The sequence below is a fragment of the Devosia nitrariae genome (assembly GCF_030160115.1).
GTDB classification, from domain to species: domain Bacteria; phylum Pseudomonadota; class Alphaproteobacteria; order Rhizobiales; family Devosiaceae; genus Devosia; species Devosia nitrariae.
In genome coordinates, this window is the sequence record NZ_BSNS01000011.1 from 728,650 (window position 1) to 753,772 (window position 25,123).

The 25,123-nt window shown below is 63.9% G+C and carries 17 protein-coding genes; 10 read left to right on the forward strand and 7 right to left on the reverse strand.

All coding sequences use genetic code 11. The features are described from left to right. Positions 1-7: 7 nt before the first annotated feature. Complete coding sequence (gmk, locus tag QQK18_RS13985) at positions 8-646, forward strand: guanylate kinase (RefSeq protein WP_284340940.1); 639 nt, start codon at positions 8-10, stop codon at positions 644-646. 35 nt (positions 647-681) lie between these two features. On the opposite strand, the gene QQK18_RS13990 is transcribed toward gmk, so the two are convergent. Next, on the reverse strand, positions 682-2,265 hold the full coding sequence (locus QQK18_RS13990) for a winged helix-turn-helix domain-containing protein (RefSeq protein WP_284340941.1): 1,584 nt from the start codon (positions 2,263-2,265) through the stop codon (positions 682-684). Positions 2,266-2,504: 239 nt separating this feature from the next. On the opposite strand from QQK18_RS13990, the gene QQK18_RS13995 reads away from it, so the two are divergent. Next, entirely contained in the window at positions 2,505-3,638 is a 1,134-nt protein-coding gene (locus QQK18_RS13995; protein ID WP_284340942.1) for a serine hydrolase domain-containing protein, read from the forward strand. Positions 3,639-3,978: 340 nt separating this feature from the next. Here QQK18_RS13995 and rsmA read toward each other — a convergent pair whose 3' ends face one another. The 6 genes from rsmA to QQK18_RS14025 form a co-directional block, all read right to left on the reverse strand. Further along, complete coding sequence (rsmA, locus tag QQK18_RS14000) at positions 3,979-4,845, reverse strand: 16S rRNA (adenine(1518)-N(6)/adenine(1519)-N(6))-dimethyltransferase RsmA (RefSeq protein WP_284340943.1); 867 nt, start codon at positions 4,843-4,845, stop codon at positions 3,979-3,981. Next, a complete protein-coding gene (gene pdxA / locus QQK18_RS14005) occupies positions 4,842-5,849 on the reverse strand; it encodes a 4-hydroxythreonine-4-phosphate dehydrogenase PdxA (RefSeq protein WP_284340944.1) in 1,008 nt (335 codons plus the stop codon). The genes rsmA and pdxA overlap by 4 nt, the downstream gene beginning before the upstream one ends. A gap of 197 nt (positions 5,850-6,046) precedes the next feature. Continuing rightward, positions 6,047-6,955 carry a peptidylprolyl isomerase gene (locus tag QQK18_RS14010; RefSeq protein WP_284340945.1) on the reverse strand — a complete coding sequence of 303 codons (909 nt, stop codon included), beginning with the start codon at positions 6,953-6,955 and terminating at the stop codon, positions 6,047-6,049. Between the two features lie 102 nt (positions 6,956-7,057). Beyond that, a complete protein-coding gene (locus QQK18_RS14015) occupies positions 7,058-9,361 on the reverse strand; it encodes an LPS-assembly protein LptD (protein ID WP_284340946.1) in 2,304 nt (767 codons plus the stop codon). Continuing rightward, complete coding sequence (locus QQK18_RS14020; protein ID WP_284340947.1) at positions 9,361-10,431, reverse strand: LptF/LptG family permease; 1,071 nt, start codon at positions 10,429-10,431, stop codon at positions 9,361-9,363. The genes QQK18_RS14015 and QQK18_RS14020 overlap by 1 nt, the downstream gene beginning before the upstream one ends. Continuing rightward, positions 10,428-11,516 (reverse strand): LptF/LptG family permease, encoded by a 1,089-nt coding sequence (locus QQK18_RS14025; RefSeq protein WP_284340948.1) that lies wholly within the window; start codon positions 11,514-11,516, stop codon positions 10,428-10,430. Before QQK18_RS14025 ends, QQK18_RS14020 begins: the two co-directional genes overlap by 4 nt. 238 nt (positions 11,517-11,754) lie before the next feature. Between QQK18_RS14025 and QQK18_RS14030 the strand changes: the two genes are divergently transcribed. The 8 genes from QQK18_RS14030 (at position 11,755) to malQ (ending at position 25,087) form a co-directional block, all read left to right on the forward strand. Further along, positions 11,755-13,245, forward strand: a complete 1,491-nt coding sequence (locus tag QQK18_RS14030; protein ID WP_284340949.1) for a leucyl aminopeptidase — start codon at positions 11,755-11,757, stop codon at positions 13,243-13,245. A 23-nt stretch (positions 13,246-13,268) separates the two neighbouring features. Next, the gene (locus QQK18_RS14035; protein WP_284340950.1) at positions 13,269-13,715 is read left to right on the forward strand and encodes a DNA polymerase III subunit chi; all 447 of its coding nucleotides are present in this window, start codon (positions 13,269-13,271) and stop codon (positions 13,713-13,715) included. A gap of 10 nt (positions 13,716-13,725) precedes the next feature. Then, positions 13,726-14,343 carry a YitT family protein gene (locus tag QQK18_RS14040; RefSeq protein WP_284340951.1) on the forward strand — a complete coding sequence of 206 codons (618 nt, stop codon included), beginning with the start codon at positions 13,726-13,728 and terminating at the stop codon, positions 14,341-14,343. Positions 14,344-14,644: 301 nt separating this feature from the next. Next, complete coding sequence (locus QQK18_RS14045) at positions 14,645-15,166, forward strand: hypothetical protein (protein WP_284340952.1); 522 nt, start codon at positions 14,645-14,647, stop codon at positions 15,164-15,166. A 411-nt stretch (positions 15,167-15,577) separates the two neighbouring features. Then, complete coding sequence (locus QQK18_RS14050; protein ID WP_284340953.1) at positions 15,578-17,671, forward strand: alpha-1,4-glucan--maltose-1-phosphate maltosyltransferase; 2,094 nt, start codon at positions 15,578-15,580, stop codon at positions 17,669-17,671. A gap of 59 nt (positions 17,672-17,730) precedes the next feature. Beyond that, positions 17,731-20,997: a maltose alpha-D-glucosyltransferase gene (treS, locus tag QQK18_RS14055; protein WP_284341048.1), complete on the forward strand. Its 3,267-nt coding sequence runs from the start codon at positions 17,731-17,733 to the stop codon at positions 20,995-20,997. Continuing rightward, complete coding sequence (gene glgB / locus QQK18_RS14060) at positions 20,997-23,213, forward strand: 1,4-alpha-glucan branching protein GlgB (RefSeq protein WP_284340954.1); 2,217 nt, start codon at positions 20,997-20,999, stop codon at positions 23,211-23,213. The genes treS and glgB overlap by 1 nt, the downstream gene beginning before the upstream one ends. Continuing rightward, the gene (gene malQ, locus QQK18_RS14065) at positions 23,210-25,087 is read left to right on the forward strand and encodes a 4-alpha-glucanotransferase (RefSeq protein ID WP_284340955.1); all 1,878 of its coding nucleotides are present in this window, start codon (positions 23,210-23,212) and stop codon (positions 25,085-25,087) included. The genes glgB and malQ overlap by 4 nt, the downstream gene beginning before the upstream one ends. The last annotated feature ends 36 nt before the right edge of the window (positions 25,088-25,123 follow it).

Here is a 25,123-nt window from a genome sequence, read left to right on the forward strand (position 1 = left end):
GGGGCAGATGGAGTTTCAGCGCCGCGGGGTCATGCTGGTGATCGCCTCGCCCTCGGGCGCGGGCAAGTCCTCCATCTCGCGGGCACTGTTCGGCGCCGATCCCAGCATTCGTCTTTCGGTGTCGGTCACCACCCGTGCCCGCCGCACCGATGAGGTGGAAGGCAAGCACTATTACTTCATCGACGTGCCGACCTTCGAGCGCATGCGCACCGATGGTGAGCTTCTGGAAAGCGCGCAGGTGCACGGCAATTTCTACGGAACGCCGCGCGCTCATGTCGAAGAGCAGTTGGCTGCCGGCAACGACATCCTCTTCGACATCGACTACCAGGGCACTCTCCAGCTCTATGAGAAGTGCCGTTCCGACATGGTGACGGTCTTCATCCTGCCACCCTCGATCAAGGAGCTGAGGACGCGCCTCGAACGCCGTGCCCAGGATAGCTTTGGCAGCATCGAGAAGCGCCTGAAGAACGCCCGCGTCGAAATGGCCCACTACAACGAATACGACTATGTGATCGTCAACGAGGATCTGGAGGTCTCGACGCAGCGTGTCCGCTCCATCCTCGCCTCAGCCCGTCTCTCCCGTGAGCGTCAGGTCAATTTGGACAGCTTCGTCAAAGGCTTGCAGAGCCAGATCGATTCGATCTGAGAGCGCGTTGAACCGACGGTTCTGCCCGTTCGGCATTAAGAGGCGGCGCCGGCCAGTCTCAATCCGCGAGCGAAGATTTCGCCGACCTCATCGGCAAACCCGGCAGCGTTCTTGTGAAAAGAAATAGAGAATTGCGGAGCCTCGACCATCAGCTCGCTCAATGCGCGGCGTGCTGCGGGTATATCTCCGGCAAGGGCAAGTGCGGCAATGCGGTCAGCTTTGACTTCGATGTGGTCCGGTGCCAGCGCAAATGCTTGCACTGCTTCCGAGTACCGTCCGACCACCATGAGCACGGCGCCGCGGTTCCAGTGATACCAATCAGGATGGCGCGGATTGAGCTCGAATGCCCGAGCGATCCACCCCTCGGCTTCCTCCGCAAGGGCGGGATAGTGCGTTGCCCTGAACGCGAGATACGCAAGGATGTCGGCATTGTTAGGGGCTAGTTCAGCGGCGCGCCGAACCATGCGCTCGGCCTGTTCGGGATCATCCCATCGGACGGCATTCGCGGCCTGGGCGATAGCGTGCGGATTTTCGGGTGAGACGCGGTAAGCCTCGAGCGCGGCTGCATGGCCTTCCTGCCACATACGCTCCATCTCGCCTTCGCTCATGTTGGGCGTAACCGAATTGTAAATGGTCAGCGAGAGCTGCGCCCATGCCTCCCCGAACTCGGGCGCCATGGCAACGACACGCCGATACATGCCCACTGCCTCGGCGAGGTCCTCTTGCGTGTAGCTTGCCACCTTGTCGCACGCGAGGAGGTAGAGTTCATAGGCGTCGAGATTGTCGATACCCCTCTGCCGTGCCGTCGCGCGAGTGGCCTCTGCAATTGGCCCATTCCACTGAGCCGCCAGCTCGCCGACCAGGGCGTTGGAGGCGGATCGCTGGAGGCCGAGGAGATCACTGACCGGTCCCTCGATGCGCTTCGACCAAAGCTGACGACCGGTCTCTGCCGAGATCAGGTCGGCGTTCACCTGAACGACCCCGCTTTCGACCTGCAGCGAGCCGCTAACGAAATAGTCCGCGCCCAGCTCGGCCGCAGCGGCCGGACTCGCCGCCCCGTAACTGCGCGTGGTCGCGTCCGCCAACACGTGGAGCCACGAGTTCTGCGCGAGATCGGCGATGATGTCCTGCGTGAGCGCGCGCGATAGTCGGTCCCACCGCGTGCCGCCGGTCAACGCTTCGAACGGGAACACCGCAACGACCTGAGGTTCCACGTTGGCCCGAGGTGGAGCCCAGACGGCCTCTCGCCCTGCCAAGGCGAGGGCCGCTAACAGGACGACTGTCAGAATCGCGCCGAGCTGCCAAAGGCGCCGGCGCTTGGTGGGCGGAGCTACCGGTTCTCCCGAACCCTGGGGAAAGTGCAGCGAGTAACCTCGCTTGGCATGGGTGCGCAGTAGGCTTTTTCCATCCTCCCCGAACGCGCGCCGTATCTCACCAATACATTGCACCAGCCCGTCTTCGTCGATGCTGGTTTGCGGCCAGACCTTGTCGAGCAGTTCGTCCTTGGTGACCAACTCGCCGGCACGCGCGAAAAGCACTCCCAGGATGGCGGCCGTTTTCGGGCGCAGAACCGTCACCGAACCATCGGTGGCGTGCACTTCCCCGGTGCGCAGGTTCACGCGGACAGCACCGATCTGCAGCAAATTTTCGATCGTATCCGGAGAATTTCGGAAGAGTTTCGGCGCGAATTCGGGACGCCACCAGCCAAAGAGACGAGCTTTGGCAGCGGCTGCACCGGGCCCCGGAACATCGTCCAATCGAAGGCTCATCTGCATTGCTCGATGAGAGTGTTTCACCAGGTAGTCTAGCAGTTCTGCTTGCTTGGCGCAGCTTCAATCAAGGAGTTGGAGGACCTACGATGAACACCCATACCGTTTTCGTTTCACTACGCAGTTGGACCTTCGTATTGCTGGCGACGATCGCACAACCGCTCCTCGCAAGCGGTTCGGCTCAAGGCTCGGACTGGCAGACAGCAACCCCATCCGATATGAATTTCGCCGCTGACCTACCCGATCAACTCGATACAGCGCTCGGTGGCGACTTCTATGACGGGGTGCACTCCGTCGTGCTGGCGCGTGGCGGCAAGCTCGTCTACGAGCGGTATCTCAGTGGCGACGACGAGATCTTTGGATTGACCAAGGAGGGCGTCGTGTTCAGCCCGGAGAGGCTCCACGACATACGCTCGATAACCAAGAGCGTCGTTGGCCTTCTCTACGGCATCGCACTGAAAGACGGTCTCGTACCGCAGCTCGATACGCCATTGTTCCGCGCATTTCCCGAATATCCCGACCTCCCACGTCACCCACGGCGTCGAGAGATCCTGGTCTCCCATGCCCTCTCGATGACCATGGGCCTCGAGTGGGACGAGATGAGCCAACCCTATGGCGAGTTCTCCAATTCCGAAAACGCGATGTACCGGGTTTCCGACAGCATTCGGTTCGCGCTGGACAGGCCCATCTCCGTGACGGCCGGAACCGTATGGACCTATTCGGGCGGAGCAACAGCGCTTCTCGCGGAAATCATCAGGCGTGGGACCGCCGGGGACCTTATCGAATTTGCGGAGGAGGAGCTGTTCCGACCGCTCGGCATAGAGCGGTTCGAGTGGATAACCGACTACAATGGTCTCCCCTATGCTGCAGCGGGCCTGCGATTGCGGCCGCGCGATACTGCCAAGCTCGGTCAATTGGTTCTGCAATCGGGCCGGTGGAACGGTCGGCAACTCGTGCCAGCAGAATGGATAGCCATCTCAACCGTATCCCACGCCGAAGCTGTCGACGGCTGCAGCTATGGATACCAATGGTGGCTCTGTCAGACCCAGGGCGGACTGAAGGTCATCGAAGGATCCGGATGGGGCGGCCAGAACTTGTTGATCGTTCCCGATCTCGATCTGGTGTTGGTGGTGAATGCCGGGTTCTACGGCGACAGTGAAGCCTGGATGCGTGCCTATGGTCTTCTGGAGGACGTTATCATTCCGTCTATCCGGGCAGATTGAAGACCAAGCCAACATCAGATCACTGGCGTCGCAGTCGATCAGGGCCAAACGGCACCGATCCCGGTGGACTGGCTCGTGCAAACTGAGAGAAGAAAAGTGACCTCGCTGCCCTCGAGGTCGCTCGGGAGGCGGCGCGGGTGCGCGCGCTCGGGGGCCTCAAAGGCAGGCGATCGCGGCGGACCAGGGGCCGCCACGTTCCACTCGGCCGTCAGGGCGCAGAGGTCGATTCTGGCGCAGGATTTCTGATGCGCTCTTCCACCCTAGTTCCGAGTAATTCCAGACCTGAGGGAGGTCACCAACGTCCATCAGCAAGACTAGCTAGGTTACCTCTGCATTTCGATTAATCGGATCGGGAAACGCTTGAGCTGCGCAAGCCCGGCAAAGTCCTTGCCATGGCAAGATAGGTCTCGACCGGCAAGTCCTCGGCCCGCTCGTCGCCCTTGAGGCCACCCGCGGCGAGCAAGCCATCGACGGGTACGCCCGTGCCTTTAAGGCTCTGTCGCACCATCTTGCGCCGCTGCCCGAAAGCCGCGCGGGTCACTTCTTCGAGGTGCCGTACCAAAACGTCGCCGGCGACCGGCCTGGGCAGCAGATGCACGACAGCCGAGGTGACATTGGGCGGTGGGGTAAAGGCCTGGCGGCCCACATTGAAGGCGATGCGTGCGTCTGTCCGCCAGCCGGCGAGCACGCCCAGCCGGCCATAGGCGTCCTCGCTTGGCCTCGCGCAGATGCGCTCGGCCACTTCTCGCTGGAACATCAGCGTCAGGCTCTCGTAGAACGGCGGCCACGGGTCGAGGGTCAGCCAGCCGGTAAGGAGTGGCGTTGCGATATTGTAAGGCAGGTTGGCAACGATGCGCGTCGGCCCATCGGCCAATGCGCGATAGTCGATGGCGAGCGCATCGCCGGAAATGACGGTGAGGCGCCCGGGATAGGCTTCGGCGATCTCGGCGAGCGCGGGCAAGGCTCGCGTATCGCGCTCGATGGCGATGACCTCGCGCACGCCCTCGGCCAGCAGGGCCCTGGTCAATCCACCTGGCCCGGGGCCGACCTCGATGACGCGCACGCCCTCGAGCGGGCCGGCGACCCGCGCAATACGCGCCGTCAGGTTGAGGTCGAGCAGGAAATTCTGCCCCAGTTCCTTGCGCGCGCGCAGGCCGTGAGCGGCAATGACCTCGCGCAGCGGCGGCAGGGTGTCGATCTGGCTCATGCGTGGTCTTGGCCCTGTGTCATCTCATCAGCCATGCGGATGGCAGCAATGAAGCTCTTGGGGGAAGCCTTGCCGGTCCCGGCAAGGTCGAGGGCCGTACCGTGGTCGGGTGAGGTCCGCACGATCGGCAGCCCCAAGGTGACGTTGACGGCCTCGTCGAACGCCACGGTCTTGATGGGGATCAGCGCTTGGTCGTGATACATGGCCACTACCGCATCGTATGTGCGCCAGTGCGGCGGATAAAACAGTGTGTCGGCGGGCAGGGGACCGACGATGTCGAGCCCATCGTGGACGAGCTGGGCGATCGCCGGGGCGATGAGGTCGAGCTCCTCGAGCCCGATCGAGCCCGCTTCCCCCGCGTGTGGATTGAGCCCGGCCACGGCGATCCTGGGTTCTGCGACGCCGAAGCGCTGCCGCAGGTCATGGTGAACGACGCGCAACGTCTCGGCGAGCGTTTCTGCGGTGATGAGCCGCGGTACGTCCCTAAGAGGCACATGGATGGTCAGCGGTACTGTACGCAGGCCACCATGGGCGAGCATCATCACCGGCCGCCGCGGCGCGGCTCCCCGTGCGCAGAGCGCCGCCAGGAACTCCGTATGGCCGGGATGCCGGAAGCCGGCATTGTAGAGCGCCGCCTTCTGGATCGGTCCCGTCACCACACCCCGGCAGCTTCCCTTGAGCGTGGCCGTGACCGCCGCTTCGATCGCTGCGATCACCGCATGGCCGGAAAGCGGGCTGATCCTGCCGGGATGGTCGGGTACCATCCCTTCGATGTCGATCACCGGCAGCCCGCGATCGAAGGCAGCGTCGGCCTCGTCGGGCGTGGTGGAGAGGAGCTGAAAGCCGAAGCCCAGGCGCTCCGCCCTGGCCTGCATGAAGCCGCGGTGCGCGAAGACGCAGAACGGGGGCAGGGACCACTCGGCGCGGCCGGCATAGGCGGAGAGGATCAGATCGGGGCCGATGCCGGCTGGCTCGCCCATGCTGATCGCCAACGGCTTGTGCATGACGTTCCCCTCTAGAGCGTTTTCAGCAAAAGTGGATACCACTTTTGCGGTTCGAAAACGCGACAATTCAATAACTTAGAGCTCACGTTCTGGTTCTTTCAGAACGTGAAAAGCTCGAATGCGCGCCACGCACGAAGGCGGCGCGCGGTCCTTCAGACCCTGCGCCGCCTTCGGTAGTCAATGCGCGAACGCTACGCCTAATTGTAGACGATTTTGGCTCTGGCGCGCAGGTCGGCGAGATGCTTGTCCGCCGCCGTTTCCATCGCGCCCTGGCCGGCTTCCCGTCGGATTTCGCCCTTGATGAAGGTCAGGTCGTTGGCCTGTGCCTTCTCGCAGACAGCGAGCATAGACACGCCTCGGTCGGTCACACGGGGTTTGGTGATGCCCCCGACATTCATCCCGGCCAGCTCGCCGGCAATGGCGTCGGGAAGCTGCGTGGCATGGCGTCGGCCGACATCGACGACGGCTGCGTCGGTGTAATTGAGCGAGAGTTCGACCGCACTGTCGCAGCCCGCAAATGCTGACCGATAGCTGTTGGCCTGCCCGACGCGCCCGCTGGCACCCTGGCCGCCGGGAGCAACGAAAATGATCTCCTTGAGGATATAGTCGAAGCTTTCGCTCGCCTGGGCGCGGGCGGCCGCCTGTTGCTCGAGCTCGAGGTCGGAGATCTGGACCTGCGGCGCGACGGCGTTCTCCACGACGCTGTTCCAGGCGATCGACGCCTCGAGCCGGTCGCGCAGCGTCTCGATGCCGATGCCCTGACGCTGCATCATCTGGTCGAGCACTTCCTTGGACACTTTGATGTTGCGCGCCACCTGCAGATAGGCCGCATCGATCTGGGCACTGCTCACCGTCACGCCCATGCGCTTGGCTTCCTGCACCATCAGCGCTTCGTCGATCAACTGGCTGATCGCGCCATTGGTGCCTGCATTGTTGCCCTCGATGGCAAAGAGCCTGACGCGCTGAGCAACCTGGTTGTCGGTGATCGGTTCGCCGTTGACCATCACGCGCACGGCTTGCGCTACGCTCGGTGCCGCGCCCATGGCCGCCAGCAACAGGCCGGCAGCCAGCGCTGCCCTGGTCCGATTCCAAAATCCATTGAGCATCGTCGTCTTCCGTTTGCTTTCGCCGGGCATAGGACCTCCTGCTACCCGAAAAACCGTCCATCCGCCACGAATACGGCCAAAATCCGGTGGATCACCGGGTTGTCAGGGGCTGAATACCCCGGAATAGCCGGCGGTAAAGCCGGCTGGCGCCTTGAGCAGGATCGATGCGGTTATCCTTGTGTCGTTTTCGGTCCTGTGCGTCGGCCCCGTCATGACCAGATTGGCGCCGGCCGCCAGATAGCCGTCGTCATACGTCAGGCCGGCGCTCGTCTGCAACCAGGTATTGGCGGCAACGTCCCAATAATAGCCCGCGGTCATGCGCCAGTAATCCATCAGCGGGATACCGATGGTCGCCCCGATTTCATGCTGATCATCGAGAACCCCGGCATCGGTGTTGGCGGCCTCGTAATAGTAGTCGAGTCCGGCCGAGTATCCGTTGAGGCTGAGTGATGCGGTCAGCGCTCCCCGAATGACGTCGCTGTAGTCGGAATCCAGCACAACCTTCCCGCCGGCCCGCAGATAGGGCGTGAACGCGCCATAGGCGCCAAGCACGGCATAGGAAAGATCATCCGCGAGCGCCTCGGTGGCCCCCGCCAGCCCCGGGTCGCCGACATCGAACGCGTTGACTCCAGCCAGGTGGATCGACTGGCCAGCGATGAGCTCCAGGTAGCTGTCGTTGCCGAAATCGACGGCGTAGCGTCCGCCGACATTGGTCCGCAGCCCCGTCTCCTGCCGATCTGTTCCCGAGAAGCGGTCGTAGCTGAAAAGGTTGGTGTCGTCGAAGACGAAGCTTTGCGCGTTGTCGTTGATGATGCCGGGCATCGCCTCGCCCGACCCGCGATAGACGAGCTGGGCGATAGGCTCGACGAGGTGCACGACCGAACCGCTGCTGCCGGCCCAGGGCCAGCGCACATCCATGGCCGCGATCGGCGTCAGGCTGAACAGGGAGCCGGCATCGGGGGCGAGGGCATTGCCGCTCTCTCCGCTGTAGCTCGCCGCATCCGCCCGCACACCGACATAGGGCGTCGCAACGACCCCCATCGGCCCGATCCACTGATCCCGCCAGGCCGCCTGGGCCATGACATGGGTCTTTTCCCCTTCGAAGCCAAGGACGTGCGGGACGCCGTTGATGGTGGCCGCATGATCGGCCTCGCGCACGATGTGGAGCAACCGGCCAGTGAGCTCGAGCTGACCGAGGCCATCGCCCAGCTCGACGATCTGGTCGTAACGCACATTGGGCAGCGCCGCGGCTTGGAGGTCCTGATCCTCGGGCTCGACCTTTTCGCCCAGCTTGTTGAAGTGCTGCAGCCGGACGTCGAAATAGGTGTCCTCGTTCAGGTACGTCGCATAGACGTTGTCCTCTGTCGCGTCACCCGTATCGAACAGATAGTCCTTGAGGTACCCGGCATCGGTGAAGGCGGTATAGGACCAGCCGACGATCCAGTCGGTGACCGGGCGGAACGAACCGGTTGTCTGGATCATCCCGCGCCACTCCCGATCCCCAACCTCGCCCTCGAAGGCTTTCGGGTCCAGTTGGTAGACACCCGACGCCTTGATGTTGAACCGGCCGGTGTCGAAGCGCTGCACCCATTCGGCGCCCATCAGGAACCCCTGGCGGCTGACCAGCGTCGGCGTCAGGATAATGTCGGTGTAACGGCTGGAATAGGCGGTGAAGGGCACCTCGACCTTGGCCCCGATCTGTTCCGAGGAATCGAGGGTTGGCGTGCGCACGCGCTCCAGCGCCGTCTGGCTGGCGTCGGGCAACCAGAGATAGGGCAGCCAGGCCACCGGAAAGCCGAGGATCTCGAGGGTCGGCTGCTCGATGGTGATCGAGTTGTCCTCGTTATTCTGCACGAACCGCGTCGCCCTGACCGACCAGCCGATGCGCCGGCCCTCGGCATCGATACACTCGCCGCAAGGCGCGTAGGTCGGGTTGTTGAACAGCGTTTGCAGCGCCTCGTCGTATTCGGCACTGTCGGCCGTGATGCGCGCTCCGTCATAGGTGGTGATGGTCAGGGCCTCGATGAACGCGGTCTTGAGCCTGTCGGTGACTTCGAGATCCTGCCCCTCGAGGATGTTCCCGGCCGGGTCGCGGATATAGGAGGGGCCGTCGAACCGCAAATCGCCCGTGTCCCGGTTGTAGATCAGTCTCTCGCCGCGCGCGGTATAGCCTTGATAGGTGTAGACGACGTCGCCCTCGGCGACGATAAGACCGGTCTCGGATTCGATGGTCAGGACATTGGCTTCGATTGCGGCCTGCCCGCCCGGTTCCACAGGGTCGCTGAAGAAGCGCTCGGGAATGAGCCCCTGGGCCTGCGCCGCCCCGCAAAAGGCGAAAAGGACGGCAACGCCTGCTGCCGCCAGGCGCTGTGACCACTCAATACTCACGCCACGGCGCCGACGCATCAGGCTCGTCCGTCTTCTCTATAAAGCAGTACCGTTACCCCGATGACGATAGCCACGAATGCCGGTCCCAGGGCCGCGAACGCCGGTTCGAGAACACCCCCTGAGCCTGCCCGCTCGGACATCTCGGTGATGACGAAAACGACGAACCCCAGAACGATGCCGTAAAGGACCGCCGGCCCATACTTGTCCGATCTTCGATAACCTGCGGTAAACGCAAAGGCAATGAACAGAGAGCCCGTCAGGAGGAGCGGCATGCTGATGAGCTTGATGAAGCGCGTCATTGCCGCCGCGCGCACGCCGGGATCGGCGATTCCCGCCTCGATGAGTGCGGCCAGTTCGAAGAAGGTGACGTCCTCGATCGAGGTGAGCTTCAAGCTGATCTCAGCCGCCGTCGAGGTCGTCGGCAGGGAAAAGTCGGTGACCGGTTCCGGCGGCGAATCCGTCCGGTGCACAATTGCCCGCGCCATAAGCCACCGGCCGCGCTCGAGGATGGCAAGTTCTCCCTCGATCCGTTCGCCCGCCGCGCCGCCGATGGGAAAGATCACCACGTCCCGGAGCCGGCTCCCTCCAGCCTCCATGCCCTGGGCGACCATGACGTAGTGCGCTCCGTCCGCCCGCTGCTCCAGCCAGACTTCGCCGGGAGGCGTAAGCAACGTCGCTTCGCCCGGCGGCATGGGCGCGAGTTGTCGGATGAGGCTCGTCGTCTGCGTTTCGGCGAACATGGATATCGCTATACTGACGAGCAGCAGGGCGATGGTCGGTGCGCGGATGATCCGCCAGATCGACATCCCGCTCGATTTGATCACCGTCAGTTCGTGGCGAACCTTGAGGTCGATGAAGCCGATGATGGCGCCGAGCAGCACCGTCACCGGCAGCGTCTTGATGGTCCAGCGCGCCCCGCTCGCCAGCACCATCACGATTGCCCATTGGATGCCGAAGTTTTCCGCGACATTGTTGAAGCGCCATGTATCGAGCGCCTCGGCCAGCACGATCAGGCCGTAGAAGACGAGCACGGTGATCGCCATTCGGCTGCCCACGCGCCCGAGGATGAACCAGTCAAGCCGCCTCATGTGGCCGCCTGCGGTATCGGTGCCATGAACCGCCGTCGCGCCCGCACGGCGAGGGCGACGGTACCCGCTGCGATCATCAGCACGGAACCCGCGACAGACCCGACCTGCGGGCCGAGCAAACCGTAGGACGAGACGGCCAGGTCGACGAAGGCGATGACCAGCACCACCACTTCCATGGGCAGCACAAGCCGTCCGCGTCGACCGCTCGGGAATGCGCTGATCGCCAGCACCATCAGGCAGATGCCGATGACCCTGAGGCCTTCGCCCATGCGTTCGGTCAGCTTGCGGAGCGTGCGCGGCGCGATTTCGCCGGCGGCCAGCGCGTCGCGGACGAGCGTCACGCTGTCGGTGATCGAAACAGGGTCGGGTGTGGCAGTGGTCTGTGTGAAGCGATCGACATTGACGTGATATTGGCCGAACTTTACCTCGGAAAAACGCTCGCCCGGGCCGCGCGACTGCAGCGATCCGTTGCGCAGCTGCAGGATGTAACCGTCCTCCGCGCGCGCCACCGTCGCCGATTCCGCCACATAGGTGCGCCTGACCTCAGGGTCGCGCCGGTCGTCGGCGAAGAATTCGGTGATCTCGCCATTGCCGGTCCGCCCGCCGATCAGCAGCACCACACCCGGCGTCACCTGCATGAACCGGCCGGGCCGCAGCGTTGAGCTGACGAGATCCGCGGTGATGGCGGCGTTGAGCGCGTTGAGCTGCCGGTTGGCCAGCGGTGCCAGGAAATTGGAGATGATGAGCACGCCGGTCGCCCCAAGTATCGCCACCACTCCCGCCGCCCGGAAGAGATCGCCAAGGCCATGGCTGGTATGGATGATGTGCAGCTCGTGATTGGATTGCAGTGCCACCAGCGCCCGCGCCAGACCGATGCCCACGCATACGAACGCGAAGGTCAGCACCAGTGGTGGCATGGCGAGCACGCCCTGCCAGCCGAGCGTCAGGAGGCTCTGCCCCTTGACCGAGACCGTGTCGAAGATGCGCAGGCACTGCACCATCCATAGAAGGAAGCAGACGACGCCGAACAGAATCAGCGCATCGAGGGCGAACATTCGCGCAAGGTATCGGGTCAGCCGGCGCATTCGGTCCGTCGTTGTGGGCAGGCTCTGCCTGCCGTTGCATTCCGGGGCGCAAACTGCGGTACTTGCAGCGATGTGACAAGCCGCGTTGTGCCGCATGTCCAGCGAATTTGCCGGTTGCCAGCGGCCTGTTGCGGGATTGACGCGCCGGTCGATCCCCCCGATGCTGGACGTCCTCCCGCAGCCGCGGCGGTTTTGACGCTCCGGCCAACGTCACGCTTTACCTGAACAGATCCGCCCGATGCCGCAGACCCTGATTGTCGAAACCGCCCCTTTGACCCTCGGCCAGTCCGACCTGCTGGTCATCTATGCCGCCGAGGGCCAGGCGCCCGGGGGCGTCGGCGGAACCGTCTGGACCTCGGCTGGCCTCGATTGGCAGGCTGTTCTCGACGGCACCGGCTTCAAGGGCAAGCCGGGCCAGGCTCTCGACTTCATCGCGCCGTCCAACGTTCCGGCGAGGCGCATGATGGTGCTCGGCTCCGGCAAGCCGAATGGCGTCGACCTGACGGCCTGGACCGACCGTGGCGGGTCGCTGATGGGCAAGATCAGCGGCTTGAAGGCCGAGACCGTCTCCGTCGTCCTCGACGGCGCCGACGCGAGCCCGGCAGCCGTCGCCGAACTCGCCGCCGGGCTGCGCCTGCGCCACTACAAATTCGACAAGTACAAGTCGCAGGCTGCCGACGAGAATGGCCCGGCAACCCTCAAAATCGTCCTGCACATCGCCGATCCGGCGGCAGCGCAAGCAGCGATCGCCGACCGCGGGGCCGTCGCCGAAGGGACGCTCCTGGCGCGCGACCTCATTAACGAGCCGGCCAATGTGCTGGGTCCCGTTGAATTCGCCGGTATCGCCGGCAACCTTGCCGAATTCGGTGTCGAGGTCGAAACCCTGATGCCAGAGGATTTGGAAAAGCTCGGCATGCGATCACTGCTGGCCGTGGCGCGCGGCTCGGTGCGCCCGGCACGCCTCGTCGTCATGCGCTGGAACGGCGGCGCTGCCGGCGCCCAGCCCGTCGCCTTCGTCGGCAAGGGCGTGGTGTTTGACACCGGCGGCATCTCCATCAAGCCCGCTGGCTCGATGGAAGACATGAAGGGCGACATGGGTGGGGCCGCCGCCGTCACCGGGCTGATGCAGGCGCTCGCCCGCCGCAAGGCCAGGGTCAACGCCGTCGGAGTTATCGGACTCGTCGAGAATATGCCGGATGGCGATGCGGCTCGCCCCGGCGACATCGTGCGCGCGATGTCCGGCACCACCATCGAGATCGTCAACACCGACGCCGAAGGCCGGCTCGTCCTCGCCGACGCGCTCTGGTACACGCAGGATCGCTTCAAACCGCGATTCATGGTCAACCTGGCAACGCTGACCGGGGCCATTTCGGTGGCGCTCGGCAATGATCATGCCGGGCTCTTCTCCAACAACGACGAACTGGCCTCGCGGCTGCTGGCGGCCGGGCTCGCCGTCAACGAGAAACTCTGGCGCATGCCCATGGGACCGGCCTACGACAAGCTCATCGAATCGCGCTTTGCCGATATCAAGAATTCCGCCGGCCGTCCGGCCTCCTCCATCACCGCCGCCCACTTCCTGTCGCGCTTTGTCAACGGCGTACCCTGGGCCCATCTCGACATTGCCGGCACCGCTTTCGGTGCACCGGCCACCGAGACCAATGCCGGCTGGGCGCCGGGTTTCGGCGTGGCCCTGCTCGATAGGCTGGTGCGTGACAATTACGAAGCTTAGGTTCCCTGAAACGGGGACGATCCATGGCTGAAGTGTTGTTCTATCATCTCGAAGCCAGGCCAATCGAGGCGGTGCTGCCGCAGCTCCTTGAAAAGACCCTGGAGCGGGGCTGGCGCGCCGTCATCGAGATCGGCAGTACCGAGCGTGCCGAGGCACTCGACGCCCATCTCTGGACCTATCGCGACGATGGGTTCTTGCCTCATGGCCGCGCCGGCGACGACGCCGAGGCGCGCCAGCCAATCCTGCTGACGACCGACGGCGCTAATCCGAACGCGGCCACCGTACGCTTCTTCGTCGACCGCGCCGTCCCGGCGGAAACCACCGGCTACGAGCGTATCGTCTATCTCTTTTCCGGTCATGACCCCGACGCGGTCGCCGAAGCGCGGGTCGCCTGGAAGGCCTTGCAGACCGGCAACAGCGTGACCTATTGGCAGCAGGAACCCTCGGGACGCTGGGTCAAGAAGGCATGAGGGCAGGGCGATGACGCCGGATCTGTCGACGCCCAGCAAGCACACACTCTACGAGGATGTCTTCGCCATTCTCATCGGCACCACGCTGGTGGGGCTGGGCATAGTCCTCTACTCAAAAGTGCTGCTGACCACTGGCAGCACGGCGGGCCTTGCGTTGCTGCTGCACTATTCGACGGGCATCGGGTTCGGGCTGCTGTTCTTTCTCATCAACCTGCCGTTCTACCTGCTGGCGGCACTGCGCATGGGCGTGGCCTTCACCGTCAAGACCATCGTGTCGGTCGGTCTCGTCTCGGCCTGCACCTGGCTGACGCCGCAGTGGCTCGACATCTCATCCGTCGAGCCGGTCTATGCAGCGCTCGTTGGAGGCGGCCTCATCGGCCTTGGGATCCTCTCGCTCTTCCGCCACAAGGCAAGCGTTGGCGGCATCAACATCCTGGCGTTGTTCCTGCAGGAGAACTTCGGCATCCGCGCCGGCTATTTCCAATTGGCGGTCGACGTCGCCATCATGGTTGCCGCCGTCTTCATCCTGCCCTTCGACAGGGTGCTGCTCTCGCTGCTCGGCGCGCTGGTGCTCAACCTCATCGTCGCGCTCAACCACAAGCCGGGGCGTTACGTCGGATTCAGCTGATCGGCTGGTCCCTGTCCGGCCCTGGTGATTCACTTGAATAACCGAGACTGGCGTGGCTGCGGTATATCTTTGGCAGTGCCGATCTCGCACCGAGCCAGACGCGGCTGTTGCCTCCGCGAATACAGCGGAACGGTTCAATCGGTTCCGAGCCGGGCGCGCGCCGTGCCCGCTGGGCTTCCCGTCAAATCCAGATCCAAGTCCTTCTGGAGGGCCTTTCCGATCCAGATCCCCGGGGGGAGAGACTGAACAGGAAGGATCTAAAGTGATATAGAGAAGGCCGAAAACGATATAGGGGGATGCTATGCCGGTCTATATCAGATTCCAGCGGAACGGGATGTCGATCCCCGGCACGATGTGGTCCAGCGTTCACACCCCGGGTTGGACCGATTTCCGGGATAGCGATCCTGAACCAGCGAGGGGGGCGATCCCCGAAGTTGGCGACGAGGTGCTTGTCGGTTTCGAGACCAGTGAGGTCCCCAGCACATCCCTCGGCAGCTGGGCCAAGGCGGAGGGACTGGACGTTGCTTGGAACGTGCCATCATACGCGCCAAGGGAAGGCCGCTCTGCGATCCTCACCACCGAGATCGAGTTCACCCAGCCGGATCGCCTTGGCAGAGAAATTGCCGATCTTCGCGTTAAGCTCCACGACGTGCGAATTGTGCGCAGCGAGCACATCTCGCGAGCGGGCGGCGTCGTGCCCGCTAAGCGCATGGTGATAGCCTGCAGCAGGATGACGCAGGCAGGCATGCCGAAGTCGGCGCCGGACATTTCACATCAGGTGCGGGCGAGGGTGGCTAAGGCGCAAGTCGGACGGTATCGCTAGCCATTCTGAGTGGCGAGCCGGCCAAGGACGACGACGATCTCGTCGATTCCGCGCTCCCAGACTCCACTACCAGCGGAAGCGCGACAGTAACGCGATCAAGCCAGACGCCCGAGACCGCTCCTCTGAACCCAGACGCCTGACCACGAGAAGCTTGGCTAGGCGTTCAGCGACGGACTTCTACGACTGGGCTCTTGATCGCGCTTTAGCTGCCCTCATCGATCCGTGGCGTTTCCACGGATGGGGTCATAAGCCCCGTGAGGCTGGCCAACCATGGTGCCCGCCGCCCAACTTGAACTCGACCGATCGCCACGACGCCGTTGGCAGACTTGCTGCACGGCGGCGCGAAACCATCCGCTGCCGGCTGCGTTGGTTCCGGAGCAAGAAGGGGTATCAGCAAGGGGGGACTATCGAATGCGGGCTCTCAAAGCGACGGATACGGTAAGGGCAACTCGCCAGCCAGCAAAACCCAAGGCTCCGACAACTGCCCCCGGCAGTCAGGAGACGGCTGACCTGGAGACGCTGTCGCATCTCGCGGCCAGCCGTCTCGCCATCGAAGGGATCTCGCCCGAGATCGACGGTGGCCGGTTTCCCGCCAAAACCGTCGTCGGCACACCCTTCATCGTCGAGGCCGACATCTTCGGCGACGGCCACGACACTATCGATGCAGCGCTGCTCTACCGGCCGGCAGGCGATACCGCCTGGACGGAGCTGCCGATGGAGTTCGTCGCCAACGACCGCTGGCGCTGCGAGCTCTCCTTCGACGCCAACCGGATGTACGAATATACCTTCATCGCCTGGCGCGATCTCTTCGCCACCTGGCGCAAGGATACCGCCAAGAAGTTTGCGGCCGGCCTCGACATAGGGCTTGAGATCGATGAGGCGCGGCTTCTGCTGGAAAACGCAATCCGGCAGGAGCAGCATGAGGGGCGGAACGCCGCGCAAGCGGATATCGCTGCTTTGGAAGACTTGCTCAGTGCCTGTCAAAGCAGCGACTCCGACGAGGATCGGCTGGCGATGCTCAGCTCCGAGGCGACGGCGAAGCTGATGCATAGGGCCGGGCCCCGCACCAATCTCACGCGTTGCGAGCGGGTGCTGAAGGTCTTCGTCGACCGCAGGGCTGCGGCCTTCAGCGCCTGGTACGAGTTGATGCCGCGTTCGCAATCGGGCGACGTCAATCGCCACGGCACCTTCGACGACGTCATCGCCCGCCTCCCTTATGTCCGCGATCTCGGCTTCGATGTCCTCTATTTCCCGCCCATCCATCCGATCGGGCGGACCAACCGCAAGGGCCGTAACAACAGCTTGGCGCCGGAGCCGGACGATCCCGGCAGCCCCTATGCCATAGGGTCGAAAGACGGAGGGCACGACGCTATCCATCCCGAGCTCGGCACACTGGAAGATTTCGACAGGCTAGTCGCCGCGGCGCATGGGCACGGGCTCGAAATCGCCCTCGACTTCGCCATCCAGTGCTCGCCCGACCACCCCTGGATCAAGGAGCATCCGGAGTGGTTCGACTGGCGCCCCGACGGCAGCATCAAGTTTGCCGAGAACCCACCCAAGAAGTACGAGGACATCGTCAACGTCCATTTCTATCGCAAGGCGATCCCTGGCCTCTGGTTGGCGCTCCGCGACATCGTGCTGTTCTGGATCGAGCACGGAGTGACCATCTTCCGCGTCGACAACCCGCACACCAAGCCGTTCCCGTTCTGGGAATGGCTGATCGCCGACATCCGCTCACACCACCCGGAGGCGATCTTTCTTGCCGAAGCCTTCACCCGGCCCAAGGTGACGAAGCGGCTGGCAAAGGTCGGTTTCTCCCAGAGCTACTCCTACTTCACCTGGCGCAACTTGAAAGGGGAGCTGGAGCAGTACCTGACGGAGCTGACCACCGAGGAGTGCCGCCACTACATGCGGCCCAACTTCTTCGCCAACACCCCGGACATCAACCCCTACTACCTGCAGTACAGCGGGCGCCCGGGCTTCCAGACGCGACTGGTCCTCGCCGCAACGCTGGCCGGCAATTACGGCATCTACAACGGCTTCGAGATCAGCGAGGCGGCGTCGGTTCCCGGCAAGGAGGAGTACCTCAACTCCGAGAAATACGAGATCCGCGCCTGGGACTTCGAGCAACCCGACAATATCGCCTGGGACATCCGCCTGGTGAACCGGCTGCGCCGCGAACACCCGGCGCTGCAGGAGTTCACCAACCTCGCCTTCTACAACGCCTGGAACGACAACATCCTCTGCTACGGCAAGCGGACGTCGGATCTCTCGGATTTTCTGCTTTTCCACGTCTGCCTCGACCCGCACCACGCCCAGGAGGCGAGCTTCGAGTTGCCGTTGTGGGAGTTCGGTCTCGCCGACGATGCATCCATCGAAGTTGAGGATCTGGTCGCCGGTCACCGCTTCACCTGGCACGGCAAGTACCAGCACATCCGCCTCGACCCCTACTACAAGCCATACGCGATCTGGCGGCTGATCGGATCGGGAGTGCCGGCATCATGAACGAACTCGCTCTGCGCCGCGATGCCGTGAAGACGGGCCGTTCGTTACGCGCCGACGGCATCATCGACCGCACCGATTCGCAATGGTACCGCGACGCTGTGATCTACCAGTTGCACGTCAAAGCCTTCCAGGACGCGAACAATGACGGCGTCGGAGACTTTGCAGGGTTGATGCGGCGCCTGGACCACGTGCAGGATCTTGGGGTGACGGCGATCTGGCTGCTGCCCTTCTATCCCTCGCCGCTGCGCGACGACGGCTACGACATCGCCGACTATCGCGCCATCAATCCGTCCTACGGGACGATGCGCGAGTTCAAGGCGTTCGTTGCCGAGGCGCACCGCCGCGGCCTCAGGGTGATCACCGAGTTGGTCATCAACCACACCTCCGACCAGCATCCCTGGTTCCAGCGGGCGCGTCGTGCAAAGCCCGGATCGGCGACCCGCAACTTCTACGTCTGGAGCGATACCGACAGCAAATTTCCGGAAACGCGGATCATCTTCACCGATACCGAGACGTCGAACTGGACGTGGGATCCCGTTGCCGGTGCCTTCTTCTGGCACCGCTTCTACTCGCACCAGCCCGATCTCAACTTCGACAACCCGCGGGTGCTCGAGGAAGTCCTCAGGGTCATGCGGATGTGGCTCGACATGGGGGTCGACGGGCTGCGCCTCGACGCCATTCCTTACCTGATAGAGCGCGAGGGCACCAACAACGAGAACCTGCCCGAGACGCACGAGGTCCTAAAGCGCATCCGGCGGGAGCTCGATGCGTACTACTCCGACCGTATGCTGCTGGCCGAGGCCAACCAGTGGCCGGAGGACACGCGTCCATATTTCGGCGACGGGGACGAATGCCATATGGGCTTTCATTTCCCGCTGATGCCGCGCATGTACATGGCACTTGCGCAGGAGGACCGGCACCCGATCACCGATATCATCCGGCAGACCCCCGACATTCCCGACGGCTGTCAGTGGGGCATCTTCCTGCGCAACCACGACGAACTGACGCTGGAGATGGTGACCGACCAGGAGCGCGACTATCTCTGGCGCACCTATGCCGAGGACCGCCGCGCCCGCATCAACCTGGGCATCCGTCGCCGGTTGGCGCCGCTGCTGCAGAATGACCGGCGCAAGATCGAGCTGATGAATTCGCTGCTGATGTCGATGCCGGGTACGCCCATCGTCTATTACGGCGACGAGATCGGCATGGGCGACAATTACTACCTCGGCGATCGCGACGGGGTCCGCACGCCCATGCAGTGGTCGGCCGACCGCAACGCCGATTTCTCTCGCGTCAACCCGCAGCAACTCTACCTGCCGACGATCCAGGACCCGATCTACGGCTACCAGGCGATAAACGTCGAGACCCAGCAGAGTGACCCCTCGTCGCTCCTCAACTGGATGCGGCGGATGATCGCCGTGCGCCAGCAGCACAAGGCCTTTGGGCGCGGCAGCATGACACTGCTCTACCCGCGCAACCGCAAAATCCTGGCCTATGTGCGTGAACACGAGGGGGAGCGCATCCTCTGCGTCGCCAATCTCTCGCGTGCCGCCCAGGCGGTGGAGATCGATCTGTCGCGGTTCAAGGGGGCGGTGCCGATCGAACTCTCCGGATACTCCGTTTTCCCTCCGATAGGCGATCTTCCCTATCTCGTGACGCTGCCGGCATACGGTTTCTTCTGGTTCCTGTTGACCGAAGACGCCGAGGCGCCGCGCTGGCACGAAGAGATGCCCGAAATGCTGCCGGAGTTCATTACCATGACCACTCGCGACGGCAGCCTGATGATGGCGCTGTCGGGCCGCGAGAAGCAGCAGCTCGAGTCGCAGGTGCTGCCGCAGTTCCTCCCGCTGCAGCGGTGGTTTGGTGCCAAGGATGCCGCTATCGGCGCCGTTCGGATGACACCGCTCGTCGAACTGAAGACCTCGGAACACGCTCTCGTTGTGCTGGATGTCGACATTGCCGGCGAAACCCAGCGCTATTTCCTCCCGATCTCGGCGCGCTGGGGGGAGGAGAACCTTCAGATGGGCGCGCCCAAGCTCTCTTATACGCTCGCCAAAGTGCGGCTGGGGCCGCGGGTCGGCGCCTTGGTCGATGGCGTGTTCGATGAGAGCTTTGCCGGTACCTTGCTCGAGAGCCTGCGCAGCGGCGGCGCGGTGGATGCCACCGACGGCACCGTCGTCTTCGCCGGCAGCGATCTCCTTTCCGGCATCGAGGACTTTGGCGAACCGCGCCCCCTGACCGTCGAGCAGAGCAATGTCTCCATCGCCTATGGTGACCAGGTCATCCTCAAGCTCTATCGCCGCCTTCGCGCCGGGGAGCAGCCCGATGTCGAGGTGGCACGCTTCCTGACCGAGACAGCAGCCTTCCCCAACACACCGGCATTCCTCGGCTCCATCGAACATCGCCCGGGGGAGGGGGAACCGACGACGCTTGCCGCCGCCTTCGCCTTCGTCGCCAACCAGGGCGATGCCTGGTCGGTGCTGACGGATTCTCTCGACTTCGATCTCGAGGAAAACGCTCTCGGTCACGAGGACGGTGGAAATCGCGAGCCCCCGTCAGACGAATTCGCTCAGTGGCTCGGCATGGGCGAGTTGTTTGGCCGCCGGACGGCAGAATTGCACAATGCCCTCGCCACCCCCACCGACGACCCGAACTTCGGTTCGACGCCGCTGGACAAGGACATTGTTCAAGCCTGGGTCGAGGACACGGTGAGCGAGAGCGAGCAGGTGCTCGCACGTCTGCAGGAACGGCTTGAAGAGCTGCAGGAGGGATCGAAGGACCTGGCGCAGGATCTGCTGTCGCGGCGCCAGCTGCTTCTCGAGCGCATCCGGTCGCTTGACGCGCACCAACCGTCCGGCGGCATGTCGCGTGTCCACGGCGACTATCACATGGGTCAGATCCTGGTCGCCCAGGACGATCTGATGATCATCGATTTCGAAGGCGAACCCAGGCGCAGTCTGGAGGAACGGCGCGCCAAGTCGTCGCCGCTGCGCGACGTCGCCGGCATGCTTCGTTCCATCGACTATGTCGCGGCAGCAGCGATCAACCACCGGCGCGAGGCCGTGGGCTCCGCGTCCGACGAAAGCCTGGCGCGGGCTGCGGTCTGGCGCGAAACCTTCACGGTAGATTTCCTCGCCGGCTACCGGGCCGCCATCGCCGGCTCCCCCGCCTATCCGGAGGACGCGGATTTCGAACAGGCCCTGATAGACCTCTTCCTGCTCCAGAAGGCCATCTACGAGATCGGCTACGAACTGGCCAATCGCCCGGCTTGGGTGGAAGTGCCGCTGCGCGGAATCCACGATCTCCTTACCCAGGAGCGCAATTGATGACCACCACCACGGGAGCCCCTCCATCTGCCTATCCTGCCGATGTCGAGGCTATCGTGCGCGGACGGCACGGCAATCCGTTCGTCGTGCTCGGAATGCAGGGCGGGGATGGAAAGCCGCTGGCCGTGAACACCTTCAGTCCGCAGGCCGGCGAGGTCGAGGTCCTGGATGCTGCGACCGGAGAAGTCGTGGCCGCACTGTCGCGTATCCATCCGGAAGGGTTCTTCTCCGGGTTCATTGAGGGGCGGCACCAGCGATTTCGGTACCGTCTGCGGCTGCGCGCGGGGGAGTTTGAGTGGGAACTGGAGGATCCCTACGCTTTCCCGCCGATCCTCGGTGAGCTGGACGAGTATCTGTTGGGGGAAGGGCGGCATCTCGACCAGTACGAGCAGCTCGGCGCGCATCCTCGCACCGTCGACGGCGTCGACGGCGTGGTGTTTGCCGTCTGGGCGCCCAACGCCCGGCGCGTCAGCGTCGTCGGTGACTTCAACGCCTGGGACGGGCGGCGTCACCCCATGCGCAAGCGGATCGGCGTCGGGGTGTGGGAACTGTTCGTGCCGCAGCTTGAACGCGGCGCCACCTACAAATACGAAATCCTCGGATTGCATGGGGAGCGTCTCCCCCTCAAGGCCGATCCGGTATCCTTTTATCAGGAGCTGGCACCAGCCACCGCGTCGATCGTCCATGGACTGCCGCAGCCGCAATGGAACGACGGGGAGTGGATGGCAGGGCGCGAGGCGCGCCAGGGGCTATCGGCACCGGTCTCGATCTACGAGCTGCATCTTGGATCCTGGCGTACCAATGAGGACGGCACCCCGCTGCACTATGCGGCGATCGCGGACCAACTCGTCGATTACCTTACCGCGCTCAACTTCACCCATGTCGAGTTGATGCCGGTCACGGAACACCCGTTTACCGGATCCTGGGGTTACCAGCCGATCGGGCTGTTCGCCCCGACCAGCCGTTTCGGAGCGCCCGAGGACTTCGCCGGCTTCGTCGACCGCCTGCACGCGGCGGGCATCGGCGTCATCATGGACTGGGTCCCGGCCCACTTTCCGTCCGATGCCCACGGCTTGGCGCGTTTCGACGGCACGGCGCTCTACGAACACGAGGATCCCCGGCTCGGTTTCCATCGCGATTGGAACACGCTGATCTACAATTTCGGGCGCAACGAGGTGGCTAACTATCTTCTGGCCAACGCATTGTTCTGGCTCGACGTCTACCACATCGATGCGTTGCGCGTGGATGCCGTGGCCTCGATGCTCTATCTCGACTACAGCCGCGAACCCGGCGAGTGGATTCCCAATCGCCACGGCGGCAACGAGAACCTTGAGGCCATCGACTTTCTCAGGGAAACCAACAGGCTCGTCTTCGGCCGCCACCCCGGTGCCCAGACTATGGCGGAGGAGTCGACTGCCTGGCCGCAGGTCAGCCGCCCGATCGAGATGGGCGGGCTCGGCTTCGGCTACAAGTGGAACATGGGCTGGATGCACGACACCCTGACCTACATGAGCAAGGATCCGATCCACCGCCGCCACCACCACGGGCAGATGACCTTTGGCATTCACTACGGCTTCTCGGAAAACTTCGTGCTGCCGCTGAGTCACGACGAGGTGGTCCACGGCAAGGGCTCGATGCTCGGCAAGATGCCGGGCGACACCTGGCAGAAATTCGCCAATCTGCGCGCCTACTACGCGTTCATGTGGACGCATCCGGGCAAGAAGCTGCTGTTCATGGGCGGCGAGTTCGGCCAGCAGCGCGAGTGGAACCACGACAGCGCGCTCGACTGGCACCTGCTCGAGGACCCTATGCACAAGGGGCTGCAGACCCTGGTCGGCGATCTCAACCGGGTGTACCGGGACTGCCCGGCGCTGCACCAGCTCGACTGTGATCCTGCCGGTTTCGAATGGATCGAAGCCGGCGACGCCGAGAACAGCATCTTCCTCTTCCTCCGCAAAGGCCGTGAGGAGGCTCCACCGATCGTCGTCGCCTGCAACATGACCCCCATGGTCCGCCAGGACTATCGCGTCGGCGTGCCGCATGGCGGGCGCTGGCGGGAGATCCTCAATACCGACTCCGAAATCTATGGCGGTTCCAACGTCGGCAATGGCGGGTATCTCAACGCGCTGGACGAGGAAAGCCACGGCCGTGCCGCATCGCTGCGGCTGACGCTGCCGCCCCTGGGTGCGGTGATCCTGGCGCCGGATGGCGCATGAGCAAACTTCTAGACGAGCTTGCCGAGCGCCACGGCATCGCTCTTCGCTACGAGGGGCTCGATGGCCGTTTCCACGACGTGCCCGACGCCACCAAGCGTGCCGTCCTGAACGCCATGGGGGCTTCTACGGCAAACGACGACGAGCTGCGAGAGCGGTTGGCTGCGGCGCCCGAACTGCAGAGCGATCAGGGTATTCCTCCCGGCACCCGATGTTATCTTCCGGATCGGCCAGAGCGCTGCTGGGGCATGGCACTGCAGCTCTACGCTCTGCGTTCCGAGCGCAACTGGGGCATCGGCGATTTCGTCGATCTGGCGGCTTTCTGTGCGACCGCCGCGCAGGCTGGAGCCGACTTCGTCGGCATCAACCCGTTGCACGCCGGCTTCCTCGCTGACCCGAACCGCCGCAGCCCTTTCTTCCCTTCCAACCGGCGCTTTCTCAATCCGCTCTACATCGCTGTCGACCGGCTTCCCGGATACGAAATAGCCATGACGGATCAGCCGTTGGTCGAGGCGGCAAGGCAGGCGCCCCTCGTCGACTATGCCGCGGTGGCGGCGCTCAAGCTTGCGGCGCTGCGCCGGCTGTGGCCGGTCTGGAAGCAGCTTGATGAGCTGCCCGTGTACTCCCGGGCCGCTTTCGATGCCTTCAAAAGCGAACGCGGCGAACCGCTGCGGCGTCACGCGCTGTTCGAGGCCATTTCACTGTTCATGATCGAGTCGGAAGCGGGTGGCAGCGGCTGGGTCGATTGGCCGGAAGACTACCGCTCGGTCTCCAGCCGGGCGGTGGCGAAGTTCGCCGAAGCCAACGGCGACGATGTCGATTTTCACCAGTGGCTGCAATGGCTGGCCGCCGTGCAACTTGCGGCAGCAGGGGAGGCGGCGACCGACAACGGCATGCGGATCGGGATCTATCTCGACTTCGCCGTCGGCGAGGCCCCCGACGGTTCTGCCACCTGGGGTGAGCCGCAATCGACAATGCGGCGCGTCCATATCGGCGCTCCCCCCGACTACTTCTCCGCCAACGGGCAGGACTGGGCGCTGTCGCCGCTTTCTCCGGTCGTGCTGCTCGGCGACGGATCCGGCCACTATCGCGACCTCGTCAGCGACTCCATGCGTTACGGCGGGGCGCTGCGCATCGACCATGTGATGGGGCTTCACCACCTGTTCCTGGTGCCAGAGGGGCAGTCCCCCGCCGCCGGCACCTATGTTCGCTACCCGATGGGACAGATGCTGTCCGATGTCGCTGCCGCCTCGCACCGGCACCGCACCATCGTCATCGGCGAAGATCTCGGCAATGTCCCACGCGGGTTCAGGCAGATCATGTCCGCGGTCGGAATCCTCTCCTATCGCATCCTTTATTTCGAGCGCCATGACGATGCTTTCGCCCCGCCCGACCTCTATCCGCGGGATGCGCTGTGCTGCCTCTCGACCCACGATCTGCCCACCTTCGAGGGATGGTGGCGCGGCGACGACGTCCGCCTGCGGCACGAGCATCAGCTGATCGGAGCCGAGGCGATGGAGGAGCAACTGACGCAGCGAGCTCTCGACCGCAATCAGCTCTGCGGGACGCTCGCACGTGCCGGACTACTGACGGAGGCGGACACTGCCGCGGCGGCAGCGGCAAGCAGCGACACCAGCCTGCCCGCGGCGCTGCTCGTTGCCATTCACCGCTATATCGCCAGCACGCCTTCTCGCCTGCTGGCGGTGCGCATCGAGGATCTCTGCGGAGAGCGGGAGCCGGTGAATCTGCCCGGGACCGTCGATAGCTACCCGAACTGGCAGCGCAAGCTGACCCAGCCGATCGAAGGAATGGAGGCTCAGCCGCTGTTCAGGGCGCTGACCGGGGCCCTGGCCGATGAGCGTCCGAGGCAGGAGTGATGACGCCCAGGGCGACGTATCGGCTGCGCGGTTTGA